Annotated in this window: 14 protein-coding genes and 3 tRNA genes; 15 read left to right on the forward strand and 2 right to left on the reverse strand. The window is 60.7% G+C overall.

What is annotated here, in order from left to right; genetic code table 11:
- The first annotated feature begins 139 nt into the window (after positions 1-139).
- The 11 genes from I6L46_RS11165 (at position 140) to I6L46_RS11215 (ending at position 16,486) form a co-directional block, all read left to right on the forward strand.
- Positions 140-3,577 carry an ATP-binding protein gene (locus tag I6L46_RS11165; RefSeq protein ID WP_216975497.1) on the forward strand — a complete coding sequence of 1,146 codons (3,438 nt, stop codon included), beginning with the start codon at positions 140-142 and terminating at the stop codon, positions 3,575-3,577.
- Positions 3,578-3,992: 415 nt separating this feature from the next.
- A complete protein-coding gene (locus tag I6L46_RS11170; RefSeq protein ID WP_005353816.1) occupies positions 3,993-5,678 on the forward strand; it encodes an ABC transporter substrate-binding protein in 1,686 nt (561 codons plus the stop codon).
- 118 nt (positions 5,679-5,796) lie between these two features.
- Positions 5,797-6,780, forward strand: coding sequence for an ABC transporter permease (locus tag I6L46_RS11175; RefSeq protein ID WP_005334871.1), 984 nt, complete (start codon positions 5,797-5,799; stop codon positions 6,778-6,780).
- Between the two features lies 1 nt (position 6,781).
- Entirely contained in the window at positions 6,782-7,702 is a 921-nt protein-coding gene (locus I6L46_RS11180; protein WP_216975498.1) for an ABC transporter permease, read from the forward strand.
- On the forward strand, positions 7,699-8,718 hold the full coding sequence (locus tag I6L46_RS11185; RefSeq protein ID WP_216975501.1) for an ABC transporter ATP-binding protein: 1,020 nt from the start codon (positions 7,699-7,701) through the stop codon (positions 8,716-8,718). Before I6L46_RS11180 ends, I6L46_RS11185 begins: the two co-directional genes overlap by 4 nt.
- Positions 8,719-8,729: 11 nt before the next feature.
- On the forward strand, positions 8,730-9,722 hold the full coding sequence (locus I6L46_RS11190) for an ABC transporter ATP-binding protein (RefSeq protein WP_201957951.1): 993 nt from the start codon (positions 8,730-8,732) through the stop codon (positions 9,720-9,722).
- 114 nt (positions 9,723-9,836) lie between these two features.
- Entirely contained in the window at positions 9,837-11,582 is a 1,746-nt protein-coding gene (locus I6L46_RS11195) for a glycoside hydrolase family 9 protein (RefSeq protein ID WP_216975503.1), read from the forward strand.
- Positions 11,575-12,447: a BadF/BadG/BcrA/BcrD ATPase family protein gene (locus tag I6L46_RS11200; protein ID WP_216975505.1), complete on the forward strand. Its 873-nt coding sequence runs from the start codon at positions 11,575-11,577 to the stop codon at positions 12,445-12,447. Before I6L46_RS11195 ends, I6L46_RS11200 begins: the two co-directional genes overlap by 8 nt.
- On the forward strand, positions 12,432-14,297 hold the full coding sequence (locus I6L46_RS11205) for a beta-N-acetylhexosaminidase (RefSeq protein WP_216975508.1): 1,866 nt from the start codon (positions 12,432-12,434) through the stop codon (positions 14,295-14,297). The genes I6L46_RS11200 and I6L46_RS11205 overlap by 16 nt, the downstream gene beginning before the upstream one ends.
- A 212-nt stretch (positions 14,298-14,509) precedes the next feature.
- The gene (locus I6L46_RS11210) at positions 14,510-16,063 is read left to right on the forward strand and encodes a PAS domain-containing methyl-accepting chemotaxis protein (protein ID WP_216975510.1); all 1,554 of its coding nucleotides are present in this window, start codon (positions 14,510-14,512) and stop codon (positions 16,061-16,063) included.
- 66 nt (positions 16,064-16,129) lie between these two features.
- A complete protein-coding gene (locus I6L46_RS11215) occupies positions 16,130-16,486 on the forward strand; it encodes an MGMT family protein (protein ID WP_216975512.1) in 357 nt (118 codons plus the stop codon).
- A 16-nt stretch (positions 16,487-16,502) separates the two neighbouring features.
- On the opposite strand, the gene I6L46_RS11220 is transcribed toward I6L46_RS11215, so the two are convergent.
- The gene (locus I6L46_RS11220) at positions 16,503-16,667 is read right to left on the reverse strand and encodes a hypothetical protein (RefSeq protein ID WP_216975515.1); all 165 of its coding nucleotides are present in this window, start codon (positions 16,665-16,667) and stop codon (positions 16,503-16,505) included.
- Positions 16,668-16,775: 108 nt separating this feature from the next.
- The gene (gene topA, locus I6L46_RS11225) at positions 16,776-19,397 is read right to left on the reverse strand and encodes a type I DNA topoisomerase (RefSeq protein ID WP_216975517.1); all 2,622 of its coding nucleotides are present in this window, start codon (positions 19,395-19,397) and stop codon (positions 16,776-16,778) included.
- Between the two features lie 355 nt (positions 19,398-19,752).
- Between topA and astB the strand changes: the two genes are divergently transcribed.
- The 4 genes from astB to I6L46_RS11245 all read left to right on the forward strand — a co-directional run bounded on the left by astB (position 19,753) and on the right by I6L46_RS11245 (position 21,667).
- On the forward strand, positions 19,753-21,090 hold the full coding sequence (gene astB, locus I6L46_RS11230; protein ID WP_216975519.1) for an N-succinylarginine dihydrolase: 1,338 nt from the start codon (positions 19,753-19,755) through the stop codon (positions 21,088-21,090).
- 240 nt (positions 21,091-21,330) lie between these two features.
- Positions 21,331-21,415: transfer RNA gene (locus I6L46_RS11235), tRNA-Tyr, on the forward strand.
- A gap of 38 nt (positions 21,416-21,453) precedes the next feature.
- Positions 21,454-21,538, forward strand: a tRNA-Tyr gene (locus I6L46_RS11240).
- Between the two features lie 44 nt (positions 21,539-21,582).
- Positions 21,583-21,667 (forward strand) — tRNA-Tyr (locus I6L46_RS11245).
- Positions 21,668-21,780: the final 113 nt, after the last annotated feature.

The raw sequence follows: 21,780 nt of genomic DNA on the forward strand, positions 1-21,780 counted from the left end.
GGTTTAAACGCCTTGCTGCATTTTTCTCCAGTCAGCTGTGACCCACCAAGCGAATTTGGGATAAAGTCGTTGAAATGATTACGCTTTCGTTCGAGACTTGAGCGGCTTAATAACCGGATTCTCAATTGAAAATCACAAGATGAAATGGATCTTCACGCTTCGTGGACTCAGGCCGCAGTTAATGCTGGCTTTTTTCATGTTGGGCATGGTGCCCTTTTTGGTCATCACCCTCTTCTTCCTATACAGCCACGGCAAGGATCTCACCACCCAGACCTCCAACCATCTGGTCTCCGTCCGTAATATCAAGAAGAGTCAGCTCGAGGATTACTTCAACAACCTCAAAGAGCAGATCATCAACTTCTCCCAGCAGGATTTCGCCGGCAACAGTATCGGCCGTTTCTATGGCTTTACCGGCGCCTTCGAGAAGCTGGGCACCACACCGCAGGAAGCCCGCAGCCGTGCTCAGGCCCGCTATCTGCCCGGTTCCTGGGATCAACTGCGCAAACCGGACAGTCAGGTGGAGATCGAACCCTCCATCACCGCGCTGATCCTCGCCGACGAGATGTATGGCCGGGTGCACCAGCGCTTTCATCGCGGCTATGCCGACATGGTGCGCAAGTCCAACTACAGCGACATCTTTCTGGTGGACCTCAACGGTGATGTGGTCTATTCGGTCACCAAGCACCCCAACTTTGCCACCAATCTGCTCTCCGGACCTTATCAGGGCAGTGGCTTGGGCCAGACCTTCGCCAAGATCAAACGCCGCCTTGATGGCGGCCAGAAGCCGCAGCAGATCTTCGAATTCACCGATTTTGGCCGCAACGAGCTGACCGGGCAGGTGGTCGCCTACATGGCGGCGCCCGTGATGCAGTACGACTATGTGCGCGGTGTGGTGATTTTCGAGCTGCTGCCGGACAAGCTCAACCAGATCATGGCGGAGCGGGAGGGGCTGGGCGAGACCGGCGAAACCATCCTGATCGGCCCCGACAAGCGGATGCGCGCCGATGCCTGGCTGGCACCGGAGTTCAGCGTCGAGAACAGCTTCAGCCCTAACTTCCGGCCGCTGCAAACGCCCCTCATCACCAAGACGCTCTCCGGCGAGCAGGGGGTCGGGCTGTTCCACTCCTATCAGGATGACGAGGTGCTGGCCGCCTACACCCAGGTGAAGGTGTTCGATACCGAGTGGGCCTTTATCGCCGAGATCTCCACCCGGGAAGCCTATGCCCCAATCCGCCAGCTGGAAACTCTGGTAATTGTGCTGGGCGCGGGTTCGGTACTGCTGCTGATCCTCTTCTCTCGCTGGCTCTCCCACTCCATCACGGCGCCGCTGCGCTCTCTCACCGAAGCGGCCGAGCAGGTGGCCGACGGCGCGCTGGATCACCCCATCGCCATCGAGCGCACCGGCGATGATATCGACCGGCTGGCCGAGGCGTTTCGCCATATGCAGCGTTCGGTGAAGGACAAGATCGAACTGATCGAACAGCAGACCCAGGAGCTGCAACAGCAGGTCAAGCTGACCCACAAGCAGAACCTCAGCCTGCAGCAGGCGGACAAACTCAAGGATGAACTGCTGGCCAACACCTCCCACGAGCTGCGCACCCCCATTCACGGTATCAAGGGGATGGCAGAGTCGATGCTCGCCAGCCAGCAGGATTTGACCGAAGGGCAGCAAAAACAGCTCGGCCTCATTATCAAGAGCGCCGACGGCCTGGCCCGTCTGGTTGACGATCTGCTGGACTACCACCAGATGCGCTACGGCCAGCTGGAGATCCACTCCCAGCCCGTCTCATCCAAGGGGGTTATCCGGCTGGTGCTGGACCTCTGCCAGCATCTGGTGCAGGCCAAACCCCTCACTCTGGTGGATATCAGCCCGGCCGAACTGCCGCCGGTGCTGGCCGACGAACAGCGGCTCGAACAGGTGCTCTACAACCTGGTGGGCAATGCCATCAAGTACACGCCGCAGGGCAAGGTGGTGCTCAGTGCCATCGTCGAGAACAACTTCCTGCGCATCAAGGTCACGGATACCGGCATCGGCATCGCCCCCGATCATCTGGAGCACATCTTCGAGCCGCTGGTACAGATGAGCCCGGAGGTAAGCAAGCAGGGGGCAGGCCTTGGCCTCTCCATCACCCGCCAGCTGGTGCACCTGATGGGGGGCGAGCTGTTTGTCGAGAGCGAGCCGAGCGTTGGCTCTACCTTCGCCTTTACTCTGCCCCTTGCCACCGGCAAAGCGGCCAATCTGACTCTCGACAGCCGCCAGATCGAGCATCAGCTGGTTCGCCAGCAGCCGCTGATCCTGCCAGACTGGGAGAGCGACGATCTGCCCCCTCCCCCCGAGGATGCGCCGCTCATTCTGGTGGTGGATGACGAGCCCATCAACCTGCACATCCTGCGCCATCTGCTGCAGCCCTGCGGCTACCGCATTCTGCCCAGCAGTGACGGCCACGATGCGCTGGCCAAGCTGGCCGAGGAGCCGGTGGACCTCATCCTGCTCGATGTGATGATGCCGACCCTCTCCGGTTTCGACGTCTGCCGCCGGCTGCGCCAGCAGCACCCGAAAGATATGCTGCCGGTGCTACTGCTCACCGCCCTCAACCAGCCCAAGGATATCGAGGAGGGCTTTGGAGCCGGCGCCAACGACTATCTGGTCAAACCCTTCTGCAAGGAGGAGCTGTTTGCCCGGGTCAAGGCACTGCTGGAGGCCAAGGCCGGACGCGCCTCGCTGGTAGAGAACCGGCTATTGAAGCAGGAGATCGAACATCGCCTCACCCTGCAGGAGCGACTGCATCAGGATCAGCAGCGGCTGCTGGCCCTGCTCGGCGAAGGGGCCGACCCCATGATCTTTATCGACGAGCAGGGCACAGTGCTGTTTGCCTCCCGGGTGATGGCACGCCTGCTGGGACAGGAGCCGGAAGCCATGGAGGGGCAGCCCCTCAATGAGTGGCTCGCCACCCCGCTACAACAGCAGTGGCCCGATCTAGCCAGCGAGCGGGAACACAATCTGGAATTTTTGGTGGCCGGGCAAAAAGATGTGCTCAACGCCCGTGCCCTGCCCATCGCGCTCGGAGGACAGGCTGCTTTCGCCCTCACTCTGAGTACCGAGCTGCGTCAGGATGAGAACCGGGTAATGGCGCTGGAGAACGCCCTCAAGAACCTCTCGCGGCAAGCCATCATCGAAGATGAACAGCTGCTGGGCGAGCTGAGCCGCCTGGGTGGCGAGTTCCGTTCGCTGGCCGACGACCTCATTCGCCAGCAGGATGACGAGCCGCTGCGCCGGGCGCTGGTAGAGACCATGCAGCTCACCCTGGATGCCTGGCAGCAGGGGACCGGCAAGGGCAAAATCGTGCTGGCAGAGAAGAGCAAGCTGTGGCGGGTTTATATGGACAGATCCAGCCCGCAGACCCGCACCCTCGACAAATACCTGAGTCTGGACACCCTGCCCAAGTCGCCACGCTGGAAGACGGTAGTAGCCACCACCGAGTATGTGCTGGGCCACTGCCCGCTCAATGACCACCAGCGCCAGCAGTTGCAGCACAGCGCACAGACCCTGCGTCAACTCGCCAACCGCAAGCCGTAACACGGCGCCCTAAACGGGCGCCGGATCACAATTGGCAATCTGGTTTCTTTTTATGCAAAACAAAGCCCCGCCCGACCCCGAAACCGAGAGCAGATCCAATTCACAAATTTGTCATATACGCCATTTTCACAGCCACTTTCTACGCGAGAGCAAATAACGCAAACCAATGATTCTAAACAGATAAAAAAGCATTTTGACGAGATTGACGTAACACCGTCAATTTTTACGAAAACAACGAAATCAATAGTTGTTGTTTTCCTGTTAATTCTGGTTTGCTTAGGGCGTTGGAAAACAGAACGACAAAGGTTAGACACCTGACCAACACAGAGGGCCGATTTCATCAGCATGCGAAACCGGTGCTCACACAAAACAAGGCGAACCCTCGGGAATGCCAAAAAATAAGAAAGGAAAACATATGCTTGCCAAAGTATCCAAAATCTCTACCGCTGTAATGCTGGGAACCATGATGCTTGCCGGTGCCGCCGGTAACGCCATGGCCGCAGAAAACAAAACCGTGCTGACCATGGTCGCACAGCAGGAAACCGCTTGGGTCAAGAACTTCAACCCCTTCCTGCAAGCGGGCTTGCTGCACACCACCCGTCACTTCATCTATGAACCGCTGGTGATCTTCAACGATATGCAAGGGGGCAAACCCGTCTATCGTCTGGCCACCAACTATGCGTTCAGCGATGACCTGAAATCCGTCACCTTCGATCTGCGTGATGGCGTGAAGTGGTCTGACGGCGAAGCCTTTGATGCCGATGACATCATCTTCTCTTTCAATCTGGTCAAGGCCAACAAGGCGCTGGATGAGCGCTCAATCTGGACCCAGATCAAGAGCGTAGAGAAGCTGGCCCCCAACAAGGTCAAATTCGACCTGACCGAGGTCAACACCAACGTGGTGAATGATCTGGTGCTGGTACCTATCGTGCCGGAGCATCAGTGGAAATCGGTGAAAGATCCGGTTGCCTTCACCAACGACAAGCCGGTTGGTACAGGCCCCTTCACCGAAGTGGACAACTTCTCCGCCCAGCTTTACACCCAGTGCCGCAACCCGCACTACTGGGATAACGCCAACCTCGCTATCGACTGTATCCGCATGCCGCAGATGGCCACCAACGACCAGGTGCTGGCTGCTGTCATGAAAGGTGACATCGACTGGTTCGGCTCCTTCGTGCCGGATATCGAGCGCCTCTACGTCGGCAACGATCCGAAGAACAACAAATACTGGTTCCCGGCCTCCGGTACCGTGGCGTTCAACGTCAACTTCCAGACCAAGAACCCGGGCAATAACGAAGCCTTCAACGATATCAACTTCCGCCGCGCCTTCTCCATGGCGATGGACCGCCAGTCCATGGTGGATATCGCGGGCTACGGCTACCCCACCGTCAACGAGTACCCGTCAGGTCTGGGCAAAGCCTTTGACTCCTGGAACAACCCGGAAGTGGACAAGAAGTACGGCAAGTACAACAAGTTCGATCTGGAAGGGGCCAAGGCCCTGCTGAAAGAGGCAGGCTACAAGGATTGTGACGGCGACAAGTTCCTCGACACTCCGAGCTGCAAAAAGATCGAGTTCAAGGTATTGGTACCGAACGGCTGGACCGACTGGGTCAACACAGTTCAGATCGGTGTAGAAGGGCTGCAGGCGCTGGGCCTGAACGCCAAGACCGCCACCCCGGAAGCAACCGTCTGGACCGAGAACCTGATCACCGGTGACTTCGATGTCGCCCTGCAGGGTTACTTTGCCGGTGCCAACCCGCACAAGTACTTCGAGACCGCGTTCCACTCCCGCAACATGGGCGACCGTGGCAACCGCTTCGCCGCGCCCCGTTACAAGGATCCCGAGCTCGACAAGCTGATCGATGACTTCACCCAGACCGCCGATGCGGCCAAGCAGAAGGAGATCATGTTCGCCATCCAGGATCGTGTTGGTGCCAACCAGACCATCATTCCGGTCTTCAACAACCCGACCTGGTACGAGTACAGCACCAAGCGCTTCAACGGCTGGTTCAGTGCTGATAACCCGGTAGCCAAACCTCAGCTCCACCCGGACACCCCTGAGCGTCTGCTGCACGTGTTGTCCCTCAAGCCAAACAGCTAAACAATCCCGGCCCCCTGCGGGGGGCCATCTTCCCCGTTAATCCCCTTCTTGCTCGGCTTTGCCGGGGTTGGGGTAGCTATACCCGACGCGGGGCAGACTTGCAGTAAAAGGTACTATCATGGGATTCATACTGAGACGCTTTTCCTTCTATCTGGTTGCCTTTCTGGTAGCCGCCACCATCAACTTCCTGTTACCCCGTGCCATGCCAGGGGATCCTGTCTCCGTGATGTTTGCCCGCGCTGGCGCCATGATGGAACCCGCCGCCCTGGAAGCCCTCAAAGCCACCTTCGGCTTTGTCGACGGCCCCATCGGCACCCAGTTTCTCACCTATGTGAAGAGTGTCTTCACCTGGGATCTCGGCACCTCGGTGCGCTTCTACCCGCAGCAGGTCTCTGACGTGCTGGGCCGTGCCATCGGCTGGACCCTGTTTCTGGTCGGCACCTCCACCATCCTGAGCTTCTCCCTCGGTTCCATCGTCGGCATCTTTGCCGCCTGGTATCGCGGCGGCCGGATGGACAGCATTCTCTCCCCGCTCACCCTGGTGATGCAGGCCATTCCGCCGGTAGTGGTCTCACTGCTCGCCCTGTTCCTGTTCGGGGTCAGCCTCGAGTGGCTGCCCATCGGCTACGCCTACAGCCCGGAGATCAAGGCTGACTGGGGCTGGGAGCACATCAAGAGCATCATGACCCACGCCATCATGCCGGTGCTGACCCTGGCCGTGGTGCAGGTGGGGGGCTTCCTCATCACCATGCGCAACAACATGATCAACCTGCTGGGTGAGGATTACATCACCATGGCCAAGGCCAAAGGGCTCTCCAGCAACCGGGTGATCTTCAACTACGGCGCCCGCAACGCCATTCTGCCCAGCGTCACCGCCCTCTCCATGGCGCTCGGCTTCGTTATCGGTGGCTCCCTCATCACCGAGGTGATCTTCAACTATCCCGGCTTGGGCCTGACCCTCTATCAGGGCATTCTGGCCCGCGACTACCCGCTCATTCAGGGGCAGCTGCTCATCATGACCATCACCATGCTCAGCTTCAACTTCCTGGCCGACGTGCTCTACGTCTTCCTGGATCCCCGTCTGCGTACAGGAGGCAAATAAGATGCGTATGCCGACCATTCTCAAAATCCTGCTGGGCAACAAGAAGGCTGCCTGTGGCCTCGCCATCGTGGTTGCCTTCGTACTGATGGCCCTCTTTGCCCCCATTCTGGCCAGCAACGAACCGACCAAACGGGTGGCTCGCCCGCACCAGCCGCCCAGTGCCGAGTTCGTGATGGGGTCCACCCGCATGGGCCACGACATCTGGGCCCAGTTCACCAACGGTGCCCGTATTTCGCTGCTGGTGGGCTTCAGCGCAGGCCTGCTGGTCTGCACCCTGGCCGTCGCCATCGGCATCACCGCCGGCTACTTCGGCGGTCTGGTAGATGAGTGCCTCACCTTCCTGATGAACGTGGTACTGGTGATCCCCAACCTCCCCTTGCTACTGGTGCTGGCGAGCTTTATCGGGGAGGCGTCACCGGCGGTGATTGCCGTGATAATCGGGTTGACCTCCTGGGCCTATGGCGCGCGGGTCATCCGGGCCCAGACCCTGGCGCTGCGCGAAAAAGAGTTCGTTATCGCCGCCGAAGTGCTGGGCGAGCCGGCCTGGCGCATCATTCTGGTGGAGATCCTGCCCAACCTCATCTCCATCATCGGGGTGAGCTTTATCGGCTCCATCATCTACGCCATCGTCACCGAAGCGACCCTGGAGTTCCTCGGTCTCGGCGACCCGACCGTGGTGAGCTGGGGCATCATGCTCTACAACGCCCAGACCTCCAGTGCCATCCTGATCGGCGCCTGGTGGGAAGTGCTGGCCCCCTGCTTCGCCATCGCCACCCTGGGTGCCGGTCTGGCCCTGCTCAACTTCGCCATCGACGAGATTGCCAACCCGCAGCTGCGCTCCCACAAAGGGTTGAACCGCTGGAAGAAACTCGCGGCGCCGGTCACCACTCCGGTTGCCACAGCACAGGAGAAGACAGCATGAACAAGCATCCCCTGCTGTCAGTACGCAATCTTTGCGTCGACTACATCACCGAAAATGGCGATGTGCGCGCCGTCAACTCGGTGAGCTTCGATATCAGACAGGGCGAGATCTTCGGTCTCGCCGGCGAGTCGGGCTGCGGTAAATCCACCGTCGCCTTCTCGGTGGCCCGGCTACACAAGCCGCCCGCCTACATCAGCGGCGGCGAGATCCTGTTCAAGGGGGAGAACATCCTCCACTACGGTGACGAGCGGCTGCGCTCCTACCGCTGGCAACAGGTGTCGGTGGTGTTCCAGTCCGCCATGAACGCCCTCAACCCGGTACTGCGGATGGAGGAGCAATTCTGCGACGTGCTGCTGGCCCACAACCTCGGCATGACCCGCTACGAGGCGATCAAGCGCGCCCAGGAGCTGCTCACCATCGTCGATATCCACCCGAGCCGGCTCAAGGATTACCCGCACCAGTTCTCCGGCGGCATGCGCCAGCGACTGGTGATTGCCATCGCCATGGCGCTCAACCCCGAGCTGCTCATCATGGATGAGCCGACCACGGCGCTCGATGTGGTGGTGCAGCGGGAGATCCTGCAGAAGGTCTATGCCCTGAAAGAGAAGTTCAACTTCTCCATTCTGTTTATCACCCACGACCTCTCCCTGATGGTGGAGTTCTGCGATCGCATCGGCATCATGTATGCCGGTGAACTGGTGGAGGTTGCCCCCTCCAAAGCGATCCTGACCGCGCCGCTGCACCCCTATACCAGAGGGCTCGGTAACTCCTTCCCGCCCCTGCACGGGCCGAAGAAGGTGCTGGAGGGGATCCCGGGCACCCCGCTAAACTTGCTGGAGGTGCCGGTCGGCTGCCGCTTTCAGGCTCGCTGCGGCAAGGTGCACGATCGCTGCCGTCAGGAGTACACCCAATTGGCCGAGATCCGCCCCGGGCAACAGACCGCCTGCCATCTCTATGACGTGCAGGATGAACAACAAGATCCCCTGATCTATCTGGACAAGGCCGCTGGCTGTTAAGGATGTCTGTCATGCAAATCGCCAAAACCGATGCACCCATCATCGAAGTCCAGCATCTCTACAAGGACTTCCCCATCAACTCTAATGCCATCAAGAGTGGCAAGATGCGGGCCCTCTCCGACATCACCTTCAACCTGCACCGGGGCCGCGCCCTGGCGGTGGTCGGGGAGTCGGGCTCCGGCAAGAGCACCATCGCCAAGATCATCGCCAAGATGTACAAGCTCAGTGCCGGGCGCATTCTCTATCGCGGCCACGATCTGGAGGAGTTTAACAAGGGCACCGCCCTGCTGGACTATCGCCAGAGCGTACAGATGGTGTGGCAAGATCCGTTCGGTTCGCTCAACCCGACCCACACCATCTACCACCACATCGCCCGCCCCCTGCTGCTGCACAGCAAGGTGATCGACAAGAGAGAGCTGCCCGACATGGTCTACGCCCTGCTGGAGAAGGTCGGCCTGACCCCTGCCAAGGCAACGGCGGCCAAGTATCCGCACCAGCTCTCCGGCGGCCAGCGCCAGCGGGTCAACATCGCTCGCAATCTGGCGGTGGAAGCGGAAGTGGTGCTGGCGGACGAACCCACCTCCATGCTCGACGTCTCCATTCGCATCGGCATCCTCAACCTGATGGAGCAGATGAAGAACGAGCTGGGCGTCTCCATGCTCTACATCACCCACGACATCGCCACCGCCCGCTATGTGGCGGAAGATCTGGCGGTAATGTATGTGGGGCACATGGTAGAGTGGGGCGAGGTGGACGAGATACTCCATCACCCGCAGCACCCCTACACCCAGCTGCTCATCTCGGCGGTGCCCGACCCCGAGAAGAGCATCCACGCCGAGCTGGAGGGTGGCCGCAAGGGGGAGATCCCGCTCTGGACACCGGAGTCCTGCGGTTGCCCCTTTGCCGGGCGCTGCAATCAGGCAATGCCCCGCTGCAAGGAGGCGCTGCCCCCCATCACCAAGCTTGCCGACAACCACTTCGTGCGTTGCTACCTCTACGAGTGAGGGTGAGCCTTAGACCGGCCGGACAACCCTGTCCGGCCATGCCTCGATACGGGGCGGCCACAGCCCCGTGATGTGCCTCACCGCCCGGCGGTGAACCACAGGAGTAATACCTTGATGGAACTCTTGATCAATCAGGTGGGCTACGAGAGCGACGGACACAAGGTCGCCCTGTTGCAAACCTCCCCCGCCCCTGATCTCGGCGGCTATGTCAGGCTGCAACGCCTTGATGATGGCCAGATCCTGTTTGAAACTCCGCTGCAACCGGCTGGCAGCGTCCCAGGCTGGCAGGGCCGCGCTTACTGGCGCGCCGACTTCTCCGCCTTCAAGGAGCCCGGCCACTATCGGCTGGAGGCGATCATTGCCCCCATAGGCGCAGCCGCCACAGAGCAACGCATAGTCCGCTCCACCCGTTTTGCCATCGGCCAGGATCTGCTGGCCAACAGCTGTCTCTCCGATGTCATCCACTACTTCAAGGGCCAGCGCGCCAGCGGCACCTTCGATCGGGCCGACCGCAACGCCCGCCTGTTTGGCACCGACCAGCACAAAGATGTGCACGGCGGCTGGTTCGATGCCAGCGGCGACATGAGCAAGTACCTGAGCCACCTCTCCTACGCCAACTACCTCAACCCCCAGCAGACCCCCATGGTGGTGTGGGCTCTGCTCAAGTGCCGGGAACTGCTGGCCCCGCGCCGCGATATCGACGGGGTGAACCTCTGCAAGCGGCTCAATGACGAGGCGCTGCACGGCGCCGATTTCCTCTGCCGGATGCAGGATGAGTCGGGCTTCTTCTACATAACCCTGTTCGACAAGTGGAGCAAGGATCCCGCCCAGCGCGAGCTGTGCGCCTATGCCACCCAGCAGGGGCTCAAGTCTGCCAACTGGCAGGCGGGGTTCCGCCAAGGGGGCGGCATGGCCATCGCCGCGCTGGCCCGCGCTGCCCGCGAGAGCGTCAGCGGCGACTTCGATGCCAGCCGCTACGCCGAGGCGGCCAAACGCGGCTACCTGCATCTGCGTGAGCACAACCTTGCCTACCTTGATGACGGGGTCGAGAACATCATCGACGATTACTGCGCCCTGCTGGCAGCGGTGGAGCTGACCCGCACCTTCGGCAACGAGTGGCTGAATGAAGCGAGAGTCCGAGCCAGCAAGCTCTGCGCCCGCCAGCGCCCTCATCCTGAGCTGGGTCACTACTGGTCGGCCAACGAGGATGGCTCGCGCCCTTACTACCACGCCGCCGAGGCGGGTCTGCCGGTGCTGGCGCTGCTGGAATATCTGGGCGTAGAGCCGGATCAGGAGCACCAGGCCCGGGTACAAACCGTGGTGGAGCAGGCGCTGGCCGCCGAGCTGGCGCTCTGCGCCCGCGCGGGCAACCCCTTCTCCCTCGCCCGCCAATATGTCAAAGGGGTGGATGAAGCGCCGCGCGTCAGCTTCTTTATGCCCCATCACAACGAGTCCGGTTACTGGTGGCAGGGGGAGAATGCCCGCCTCGCCTCGCTGGCGACCATGGCCTTTGCTGGCGCCCGCCACTTCCCCCGCCAGAGCCAGCCGCTCATCACTTACGGTCAGCGCCAACTCGACTGGATCCTCGGGCAAAACCCCTTCAACGCCTGCATGCTGGCGGGCCACGGCATCAACAACCCCGCCTATACTGCCGGTTATCCCAATGCGCAGGGGGGGATCTGCAACGGCATCACCGCCGGGTTTGATGACGAAAATGAGGTGGCCTTTATTCCGGAGGAGTACAAGGATCGGCTGGATCAGAACTGGCGCTGGGGCGAGCAGTGGATCCCCCACGCAGCCTGGTTTGCCCTGGCCATCACCTGGCTGAATGCGCAGGGAAATGGAGGTCGCCATGATTGAGTTCTGGGTCGGCGTCGATGGCGGGGGCACCCACACCCGCGCCCGCATTCGGGATCGGGCGGGCAAGCTGCTCGGAGAGGGGCGTGCTGCCGGCTCCAATCTGGAGCTGGGCATCCCCCATGCCCACGCCAATGTGCTGGCCGCCATCGCCAGCGCCCGCCTTGCCGCCGGGATCGCTATCGAGAGTGAACAGCAGATGGGGGTCGGACTGGCGCTCGCCTCCGCCGAGCTGGCCGACTGCTATCACGCCCTGCTCGAGATGCCCTTCCCCTTCGCCAGCGTCAGGCTCACCTCCGATGCCTTCGGTGCCTGCCTCGGCGCCTTTGGCGGCCGTGAGGGGGCCATTCTGATCGCCGGTACCGGCTCGGTGGGGCTGGTCTATCAGGAGGGGCAGATCCGCACCTGTTCCGGCCGCGGCTTCCCCATTTCAGACATAGGCAGCGGCGCCTGGCTGGGGCTGCGCGCCATCCAGCAATCCCTGCTCTGCCACGACGGCATTCTGCCCCCCAGCACTCTAGCAATCCGCCTGATGGACCGCTTCAAGCGGGATCAGGCCGAGGTGGTTCGCTGGGCCGCCCACGCCATTCCGGCGGACTATGGCCACTTTGCCCCCTGGGTATTTGATGCAGCCAGCGATGGCGACGAGCTCGCCAATCAGCTGCTGGACGAAACCTGCGAACAACTGCGGATCCTGCTGGAGGGGATGACCCAGCTGGGTGCCAGACAGATCGCCCTGCTGGGTGGGATTGGCACCCGCCTCGCTCCCCGTCTCGGCCAGCTCAACCTGATCCCCCCCCAGGCAGATGCGCTCGATGGCGCCATCCTGTTTGCCCAATCAGAGGATTTTCCATGTCTACACCCCTGATCCACACCCAGGTCGCCCGACGTGACAGCGAGGATGTCTGGTTCACCTTCACCCTCTCACGCATGCCTGATACCAAGTGGAAGCTGCACTTCTGTCTGGCTCGCCATATCGACCCCGACTCCTTGCAAGGGGGCGAGCTGGAGCGCCAGAGCGGCAGCTACAAGGTGATTGTCCCGAACGCTGGCAGCTGCGAGCTGCGCTTTTGCTGCCGCCAGACCCCCATCAAGAAGCTCTCCGACATGCCGCAGGGGTTCTTCCTCAGCCTGCCGGAGGCGACCACCGGTGCCCAGCTGCTGCCGGTGACGCTGGCGGCGCAGGATCTCGGACTGGAGAACCCGCCGGTAGCCCGCCCAGATCTGCCGGATGTCGAGCCTCTGCCCGGTATCGTGCCGCAACCGGCCCATCTGGTACTGCTGGAGGGGAACTTCCGTCTGGCCGAGCGGGCTCATGTCAGCGCTCCCCGCGATGTACCGAAATTGCTGGCCCACTTCAACGAGCTGACGTCGCTGGCGCTGGAGCAGGATCACGACGCTGAAATCCGGCTGACCGAGGCCAAACTGGCACCCGAAGCCTACCAACTCACCATCACGCCGCAGGAGGTGGTGATTGCCGCCGCCGACGAAACGGGCTGGCGTCATGGGCTGGTGACGCTAGCCCAGTGGTATCTGCAACATGGGGAGAGCCTGCCCTGCGTCACGCTGGAGGATGCCCCGCGCTTTGGCTTTCGCGGCATTTTTCTCGATTGCGCCCGCCACTTCCACACTCCGGCCACCATCAAGCGTCTGCTCAAGCTGATGAGCCTCTACAAGTTCAACCGCTTCCACTGGCATCTGACCGATGACGAGGGGTGGCGACTCGAGATCAAGGCCTTCCCGGCACTGACCGACGTGGGTGCCTGGCGCGGCCACGATCTGGCGATCGGCCCCCAGCTCAGCGGCGGCGCCGAACCCTATGGCGGCTACTACACCCAGAGCGAGGTGAAGGAGCTGGTGAGCTATGCCAGTGAGCTCGGCATCACCGTCATTCCCGAGATCGACATTCCGGGCCACTGCCACGCCGCCATCAAGGCGCTGCCCGAGTTGCTGATCGAAACGGCGGATCACTCCCGCTACCGCTCGGTTCAGCATTTCGATGACAACGTGCTCAACCCCGCCCTGCCCGGCACCTACCGCTTCCTGGAGGCGGTGCTGGACGAGGTATGCGAGCTCTTTCCCGGCCCGCAGATCCACATGGGGGGTGACGAGGTGCCGACCGGGGTCTGGACCGACAGCCCCGCCTGCCAGCAGCTGATGACCGAGCAGGGCTACGCCGACTGCCGCGAGCTGCAGGGCCATCTGCTGCGCCACTGCCAGCGCTATCTGGCCGCCAGAGGCAAACAGATGATCGGCTGGGAGGAGATCCTGCATGGCGACAAGGTGAGCCGCAAAGCGGCCATCTGTGCCTGGACCAGCTTTCAGGCGGGGCTGGACGCAGCCGCAGCCGGTTATCCTGTGGTGATGGCGCCCGCCCAGTTCCTCTATCTCGATCTCGCCTGGAGCGCCGATATTCATGAACCCGGCCTCTACTGGGCGGGGACCCTCAATCTGGAGCAGGTTTATGCTTGCGATCCTGCCCCAGCCGATTTCCATGCCAACGATAACATCCTCGGGGTGCTGAGCCCCTTGTGGTCAGAATTGATCACCAGCCGTGATCGTCTCGACTACATGTTGTTCCCGCGTATGCTGGCCACGGCCGAGGTGGCCTGGAGCGATCCCGCCCACAAGGGCTGGGAGCACTTCGCCGCCCGCCTGCCGGGTCAGCAGCAGATCCTCGATCAGTTGCAGGTGCGCTACCGGATGCCACAGAGGTAATGTTGTCTCTACTTTGGCGGCCAATCGGCCGCCTTTTTTACGATTAGCCAACAAAACATCAACTTCCCCCTACCATTCATCCGCCATTATTGGCAAAATCCAGCCCCCAATGAAGCTGGTCTGCCTCCTGCTGGCGCGAGCCTGCGGCCACCTCCAGATCTGCCACAATAACAACGACAACATTATCAACAAGAACATCGGAGCGTATTCCTATGACCCGCAGAGACGTCCATACCCTGGACAGCGAAGTGGAGTTTCCTGCCGACGTACAACTGGTCTCCACCACAGACCTGCGCGGGGTGATCACCTACGCCAACCCGGCCTTTTGCGACATCGCAGGCTACACGGTCGATGAACTGGTGGGTCACAACCACAATCTGGTACGCCACCCCGACATGCCCAAGGCCGCCTTCGCCGATCTCTGGGCCCGCCTCAAGGAGGGCAAACCCTGGCGCGGTATGGTAAAAAACCGCTGCAAGGATGGTCGTTACTACTGGGTAGATGCCTACGTCACCCCCATCTACGAAGGCAACAGGATCAGCGGCTACCAGTCGGTACGCTGCAAGCCCGAGCCCCAATTCAAGCGCATCGCCGCTCAGACCTACCAGGCACTGCTCAAGGCCGAGCGCGGCAACAGCAGCAACCTTCCCTCTCTTGCCAGAGTGCGCACCCCGGCCATTACCCTGTTGCTGCTCGGCATGATGGGCTGGACCTTCGCCAGCCAAGGGGCCATGACCGTCCTGCTGATGCTGCTGCCCCTGTTGCTTATTGGCGGAGCCTACTGGCGCGAGCTCTTTGCCCTGCCCCACTATCTGCAGCAGCTGGGCCGTGAATATGACAGTCTGACCCGGCTGGTCTACTCCGGTGACAACCCCGGCGCCATTGCCGATTTTCATATCAAGATGCTGCAGGCCCGCATCCGAACCGTGTTGGGGCGGATCAACGATGCCACGGCACCTCTGCAAACCCTGGCCATCAATCTGAAGCAGGCCTCTCATCAAGCATGTCTCGATATCAACGAGCAAGATGCCCAGACCCAGCAGATGGCTACGGCTATGACTCAGATGGCCAGCACGGCCCACGAGATCGCCCGCAACATTCAGGACTCCAACGGTCAGGTCAACGAAGCTCGCAATCGTTGTGAACAAACCAACCAGCAGTTGAACCAGACCGAGCAACAGATCGAACAACTCGCCAAACAGGCAGAGCTGGCGTTCAACTCGGCGGTAGAGCTCGCCAGCGAATCCGAACGGATTGGCAGTGTGATGGGCGAGATCCAGGGCATCGCCGAGCAGACTAACCTGCTGGCCCTCAACGCCGCCATCGAAGCGGCTCGCGCCGGAGAGCAGGGCCGTGGTTTTGCGGTGGTGGCCGACGAGGTGCGAACTCTATCGACCCGCACCCACAAGGCGACCGAGCAGATCCAGGGCAGCATCAAGCAGATCCAGCACACGCTGGGACGCTGGAAGGGGATGATGCAGGAGAACCTGCAACAGACCCGCGCATGTGCCGAGATGACCCGCCAGGGCGCCAGCAGCCTCCATACCGTGCTGGCAGAGATAGAGCTGGTCACCGAACACTCCACCCAGATCGCCACCGCTGCTGAGCAGCAACAAGCGGTCGTGGAGGAGATCAGCCGCAGCATCCACCAGATATCCGCATACTCCCACGCCAACAGTCAGAAGATGCTGGATGTCGATCACTCCAGTCAGGCTCTGCTGGAACGGGCCAAGCAACTGAAGGGGCTTAGCCAGACCTTCGGCTGAATCATTGCCAGACCCATGACAGAAGCGCCACAATGGCGCTTCTGTTGTTTTTGACGAATCGGGTCTATGAGCATTCAACCAAGTCCATCCTCATTGAACAAAACTGCCCGTATCGAAGCGATCATCGCCCTGATCCCGGCAGGCCGGGTGGTCAGCTATGGTCAGGTGGCCGATCTGGCCGGGTTGCCCGGACGGGCGAGACTGGTAGGCAAGGTGCTGCGGGAAACCGACAAGGTACTGCCGTGGCATCGGGTACTGGGCGCGGCGGGCACTATCTCATTACCGAAAGGGTCGCAAGGCTTTGCCGAACAGACGGGACGCCTGCAGCAGGAGGGGGTCGTGGTGATCGGGGGGAGGGTCAGAATGAAGGAGTGGCAATGGCAGCCCGATCTGGCCGAGCTGCTTTTTCTACTGCCGTTTTGAGGGGGGCACAGCCGGCTCACTCCAGCGGCGTCAGGATCTCGTCGCTGCGCACCTGCACTGGTATAGTCTCATCCGCTCGCTGCAGCAGCACCAGCAGGCTCTGCCGGTCAACCTCCAGCACATAGGCCGCCCCTTCCCGGGTCATACAGCTCATGCCCGGCCGGATCTCGTTAATCTCCATCTCAACCTCCTTGTCTACTTCGCGATTGACGACAGCTGCACTCCTTGCAGCTGTCTCAGTATACCGCTATCCATAAGCAAAGAGGCCCCTTGTCGGGGCCTCTTTTCATCACGCTTTTTTAGCCTTTGGCAAACTCTCTTGCCAGGTACCGTTGTCGTAGTGAGCGGTCCAACCGGTCGCCTTGCCGTTGACCTCGCTCATCACGTACTGCTCCTTGGTCTTGCGACTGAAACGTACGATGGCGGGGTTGCCGTCCGGATCAGTGAGTGGGGCACCGGCCAGATACTTGTGCTTGGCGGAGATGCGATCCTTGAAGCGCTTGAGCTCTTCCACCAGCGGCGCGCGGGTCTCGCGGGATTTGGGGAAGTTGCTGGCCGCAAGGAACAGACCAGCAGCCCCGTCACGCAGCACAAAGTGAGCATCGGACTGGGTGCACTTGAGCTCAGGCAGCGGCACCGGATCCTCCTTCGGCGGCGCGATGTCGCCGTTTTTCAGGATCTTGCGGGTGTTCTTGCAGGTCTCGTTGGTGCAGCCCATGTACTTGCCGAAACGGCCGTTCTTGAGCTGCATCTCGGCTCCGCAACGGTCGCACTCGATGCTCGGCCCTTCGTAGCCCTTGAGCTTGAACTGGCCCTTCTCGATCTCGTAGCCATCGCAGTCCGGGTTGCGACCACAGACGTGCAGCTTGCGGCTGTCATCGATGATGTAGGCATCCATCGCAGTGCCACAGACGCCGCAGCGGTGCTTGGCGCGCAGCGCTTCGGTTTCCGCCTCTTCGCCGTCAGTGGCGGAGACAAACTCGTCGGCAGAGACCAGGTTGATGGTCTTCTTGCAGCGCTCTTTCGGCGGCAAGGCATAGCCGGAGCAGCCGAGGAACACGCCGGTGGTGGCGGTACGAATACCCATCTTGCGGCCGCAATCCGGGCAGTCGATGTCGGTCATCACCATCTGGTTGGCACGCATGCCGCCCTCTTCGGGCGCCTTGTCGGCCTTCTCCAGCTCCTGGGTAAACTCGGCGTAGAAGGCGTCCAGCACCTTCTTCCACTCAAGGCTCCCTTCGGCGATGCCATCGAGCTTGTCTTCCATCTTGGCGGTGAACTCGTAGTTCATCAGCTCAACGAAGTTCTCCACCAAACGATCGGTGACGATCTCGCCCATCTTCTCGGCGAAGAAACGGCGGCTTTCGACCCGCACATAACCGCGATCAACGATGGTGGAGATGATGGAGGCGTAGGTTGACGGACGGCCGATGCCGCGTTTTTCCAGCTCGCGCACCAGCGCAGCTTCAGTGAAACGGGCAGGCGGTTTGGTGAAGTGCTGGCGCGGATCCAGCTTGACCAGTTTCAGCAGCTCGCCCACGGTCACCGCCGGCAGCTGGCTATCTTCGCCCTTGCGACCCATCGGCGGCAGCGCCTTGGTCCAACCGGCGAAGCGCAGGGTACGACCACGGGCCTTGAGCTCGAACTCACCCGCCTTAACGGTCAGGGTGGAGGAGTCGTACTGAGCAGGGGTCATCTGGCAAGCAACGAACTGACGCCAGATGAGGTCGTACAGACGCATGGCATCCGGCTCCATCCCTTCCAGCATCTCGGCAGTCACCTGTACGTTGGAGGGACGGATCGCCTCGTGCGCTTCCTGAGCATTGGCCTTGGCACCATACAGATTCGGCTCGGCTGGCAGATAGGCCGCGCCATACTGCTCGCCGATATATTCACGCACCGCTTCAACCGCCTCTTTGCTGAGGTTGGTGGAGTCGGTACGCATATAGGTGATGTAACCCGCTTCATAGAGACGCTGGGCCATCATCATGGTCTTCTTGACCCCGAAGCTCAGACGGGTAGAGGCCGCCTGCTGCAGGGTGGAGGTGATAAACGGCGCGGACGGCTTGGAGCCGGTCGGCTTGTCTTCCCGGTTCACCACCTTGTAGTCGACCCCTTCCAGGGCTGCGACAGCGGCAAAGGTCTCGGCCTGGGTCACCGGCTTGAAGTCGGCCCCGTTGCGGCTGACCACTTCCATCCGCAGATCGCTCTTGTCGGCGGTCAGCAGGTCGGCATTGAGATCCCAGAACTCGACCGGAACGAACGCCTTGATTTCGCGCTCTTTATCGACGATGAGACGCACCGCAACGGATTGCACTCGACCGGCGGAGAGACCGCGGGCCAGCTTTTTCCACAGCAGCGGGGAGACCATGTAACCCACCACGCGGTCGAGGAAACGACGGGCCTGCTGGGCATTGACGCGGTCAATATTGAGTTCGGACGGCTGGGCAAACGCCTCCTTGATGGCGCTCTTGGTGATCTCGTTGAACACCACGCGCTTGTAGCGGCTGTCGTCGCCACCGATGATCTCGCGCAGGTGCCAGGCGATCGCCTCTCCTTCTCTATCCAAGTCGGTTGCGAGATAGATGGTGTCGGCTTTCTCGGCCAGACTTTGCAACTCGCTGACCACCTTCTCCTTGCCGGGCAAAATCTGGTAGTTAGCCTGCCAGCCAGCGGTCGGATTGATACCCATCCGGGCAAACAGGGCCTTGCGATCCTTGGCAGCCTTCTCGGATTCGCTCAACTTGATGCCGCGAATGACAGGTTTCTTGGGCTCGGTGCTGGCGCTGCCGCTGGTGGGCAGATCGCGAACATGACCAACGCTGGATTTCACCACGTAGTCCTTGCCCAGATATTTGTTGATCGTCTTGGCCTTGGCCGGAGACTCCACTATGACCAGTGATTTGCCCATGCTGTAACTATTATCCTCATTGCACCCGACGGGGTTGGTGTGCGGTTTTGTGGGGCTGTATAAGAGATTTGGCGCGAAAAAGCAATCTTGTGAGCAAATTTGCCTGACCAGCCCGAACCACACGGCTTCTTTTATTGCTTCTTTATTTATTAATGCGAAGGCAACAGGCCGGACGCAACCGCTTTTTCAATTTTCTGCCATACCGCCCCTCTTTTTATATCTGAAACGACATAAAAACGTCTGCTGGTTACCGGCTTGTTACAAAAACATAAAATCTCTTTATAATGGCCCCACCCCGACGCATTGTGCGCGGAAGGAACCGCTACCCATCATAAAAATCGAAAGGATGTACTCAATGAAGCACTTCGAGGTCAATTTCGACGGTCTGGTCGGCCCGACTCATAACTATGCCGGCCTCTCCTACGGCAACGTTGCCTCCCAGAGCAATGCCCAGGAGGCTTCCAATCCGAAAGAGGCCGCCAAACAGGGGCTGCGCAAGATGAAGGCGCTGACCGAGCTTGGCATGACCCAGGGGGTACTGGCGCCACAAGAGCGTCCCGACCTCGCGACACTGCGCCGCCTCGGCTTCACCGGCAACGATGCCCGGGTGCTGGAACAGGCCGCCAAGGAGGCTCCTGCCGTGCTGGCCGCCTGCTATTCGGCCTCCAGCATGTGGACCGCCAACGCCGCCACCGTCTCCCCCAGTGCCGATACCCGGGATGGCCGCATTCACTTCACCCCCGCCAACCTGACCAACAAGTTTCACCGCTCCCTGGAGCCGGACGTTACAGGTCGCATCCTGCGCGCCGTGTTCAACAATGATCGCCACTTCAGCCACCACCTCCATCTGCCGGAGAATGACCACTTCGGCGATGAGGGGGCAGCCAACCACACCCGCCTCTGCCGCGCCTATGGCGAGGCGGGGGTCGAGCTGTTTGTCTATGGCCGCAGCGCCTTTGACTACTCCCGCCCGGCGCCGAAGCGCTATCCGGCCCGCCAGACCCTGGAGGCAAGCCAGGCCATCGCCCGCCTGCATGGCCTTAGCGAGGAGAGCGTGGTGTTTATTCAGCAAAACCCGGAGGTGATCGATCAGGGGGTATTCCATAACGATGTGATCGCGGTGGGCAACCAGAACGTGCTCTTCTTCCACCAGCAAGCGTTCCTCAACACCGAAGCGGTACTGACCGAGATCCGCGGCAAGTTTGGCGAGGGGAATTTGCACTTTATCGAAGTGCCAACCGCCGAGGTATCCGTGCTGGATGCGGTGAAATCCTACCTGTTCAACACCCAGATCCTCACCCTGCCGAGCGGCGAGATGGCCATTATCGCCCCCACCGAGTGCCGCGATAATCCGGCGGTGTCGGCCTATCTTGGCAAGCTGCTGACGCAGGAGACTCCGATCAAGGCGGTCCACTATATGGATGTGAAACAGAGCATGCGTAATGGTGGCGGCCCGGCCTGCCTGCGACTGCGGGTTGCCATGAACGATCAGGAACTCGCTGCGGTCAATCCGGCCTGCCTTATCAACGACAGCCAGTTTGCCCGCCTCGATGGCTGGGTCGATCGTCACTACCGCGACCGCCTGACCCTCGATGACCTGCGGGATCCGGCACTGGTGCAGGAGTCCCGCAGCGCGCTGGACGAGCTGACCCAGATCCTGAAACTGGGTTCGGTCTACCCGTTCCAGCGCTAGATGTGATGCCCGGGAAGACCGCCGACACTGGCGGTCTTCTGCTATCTGCCTGTCTTCAGCGCGCTCGCCAGCTTGCACGGATGCTGTTTTGTGCAGAAAAGCAGCGCACAACTTGCTGATAAGCTTGAATTTTGAGCTGGATGTATCAAAAAATCGACGAACAGTCATTTTTTACTGCCAGATGCCTCATCAAGGGGTTCACAAAGCCTCTGGATCTGATAGTATGCGCCTCGCACTTGGGGAGGGGTTCCCGAGCGGCCAAAGGGATCAGACTGTAAATCTGACGGCTCTGCCTTCGAAGGTTCGAATCCTTCTCCCTCCACCATTCAAGTGCAAAGTAGTGACAATCAGGAAATTCCCCGTGGAGGGGTTCCCGAGCGGCCAAAGGGATCAGACTGTAAATCTGACGGCTCTGCCTTCGAAGGTTCGAATCCTTCTCCCTCCACCATTTCCCTGATTGCAATGGCTGAATACAATTTGCTTTGCCCCTGTGGAGGGGTTCCCGAGCGGCCAAAGGGATCAGACTGTAAATCTGACGGCTCTGCCTTCGAAGGTTCGAATCCTTCTCCCTCCACCATAATTCAAGAAAACCCGGCCTCACGCCGGGTTTTCGCTTTCTGCCATTCTCATCACATTTTTCCGACCTTGTCAGATCTGACAGTTGCAATTGCATCCCATCTTGCTCATCGT

This window comes from Aeromonas sp. FDAARGOS 1416 (assembly GCF_019048085.1).
GTDB classification, from domain to species: Bacteria; Pseudomonadota; Gammaproteobacteria; order Enterobacterales; family Aeromonadaceae; genus Aeromonas; species Aeromonas veronii.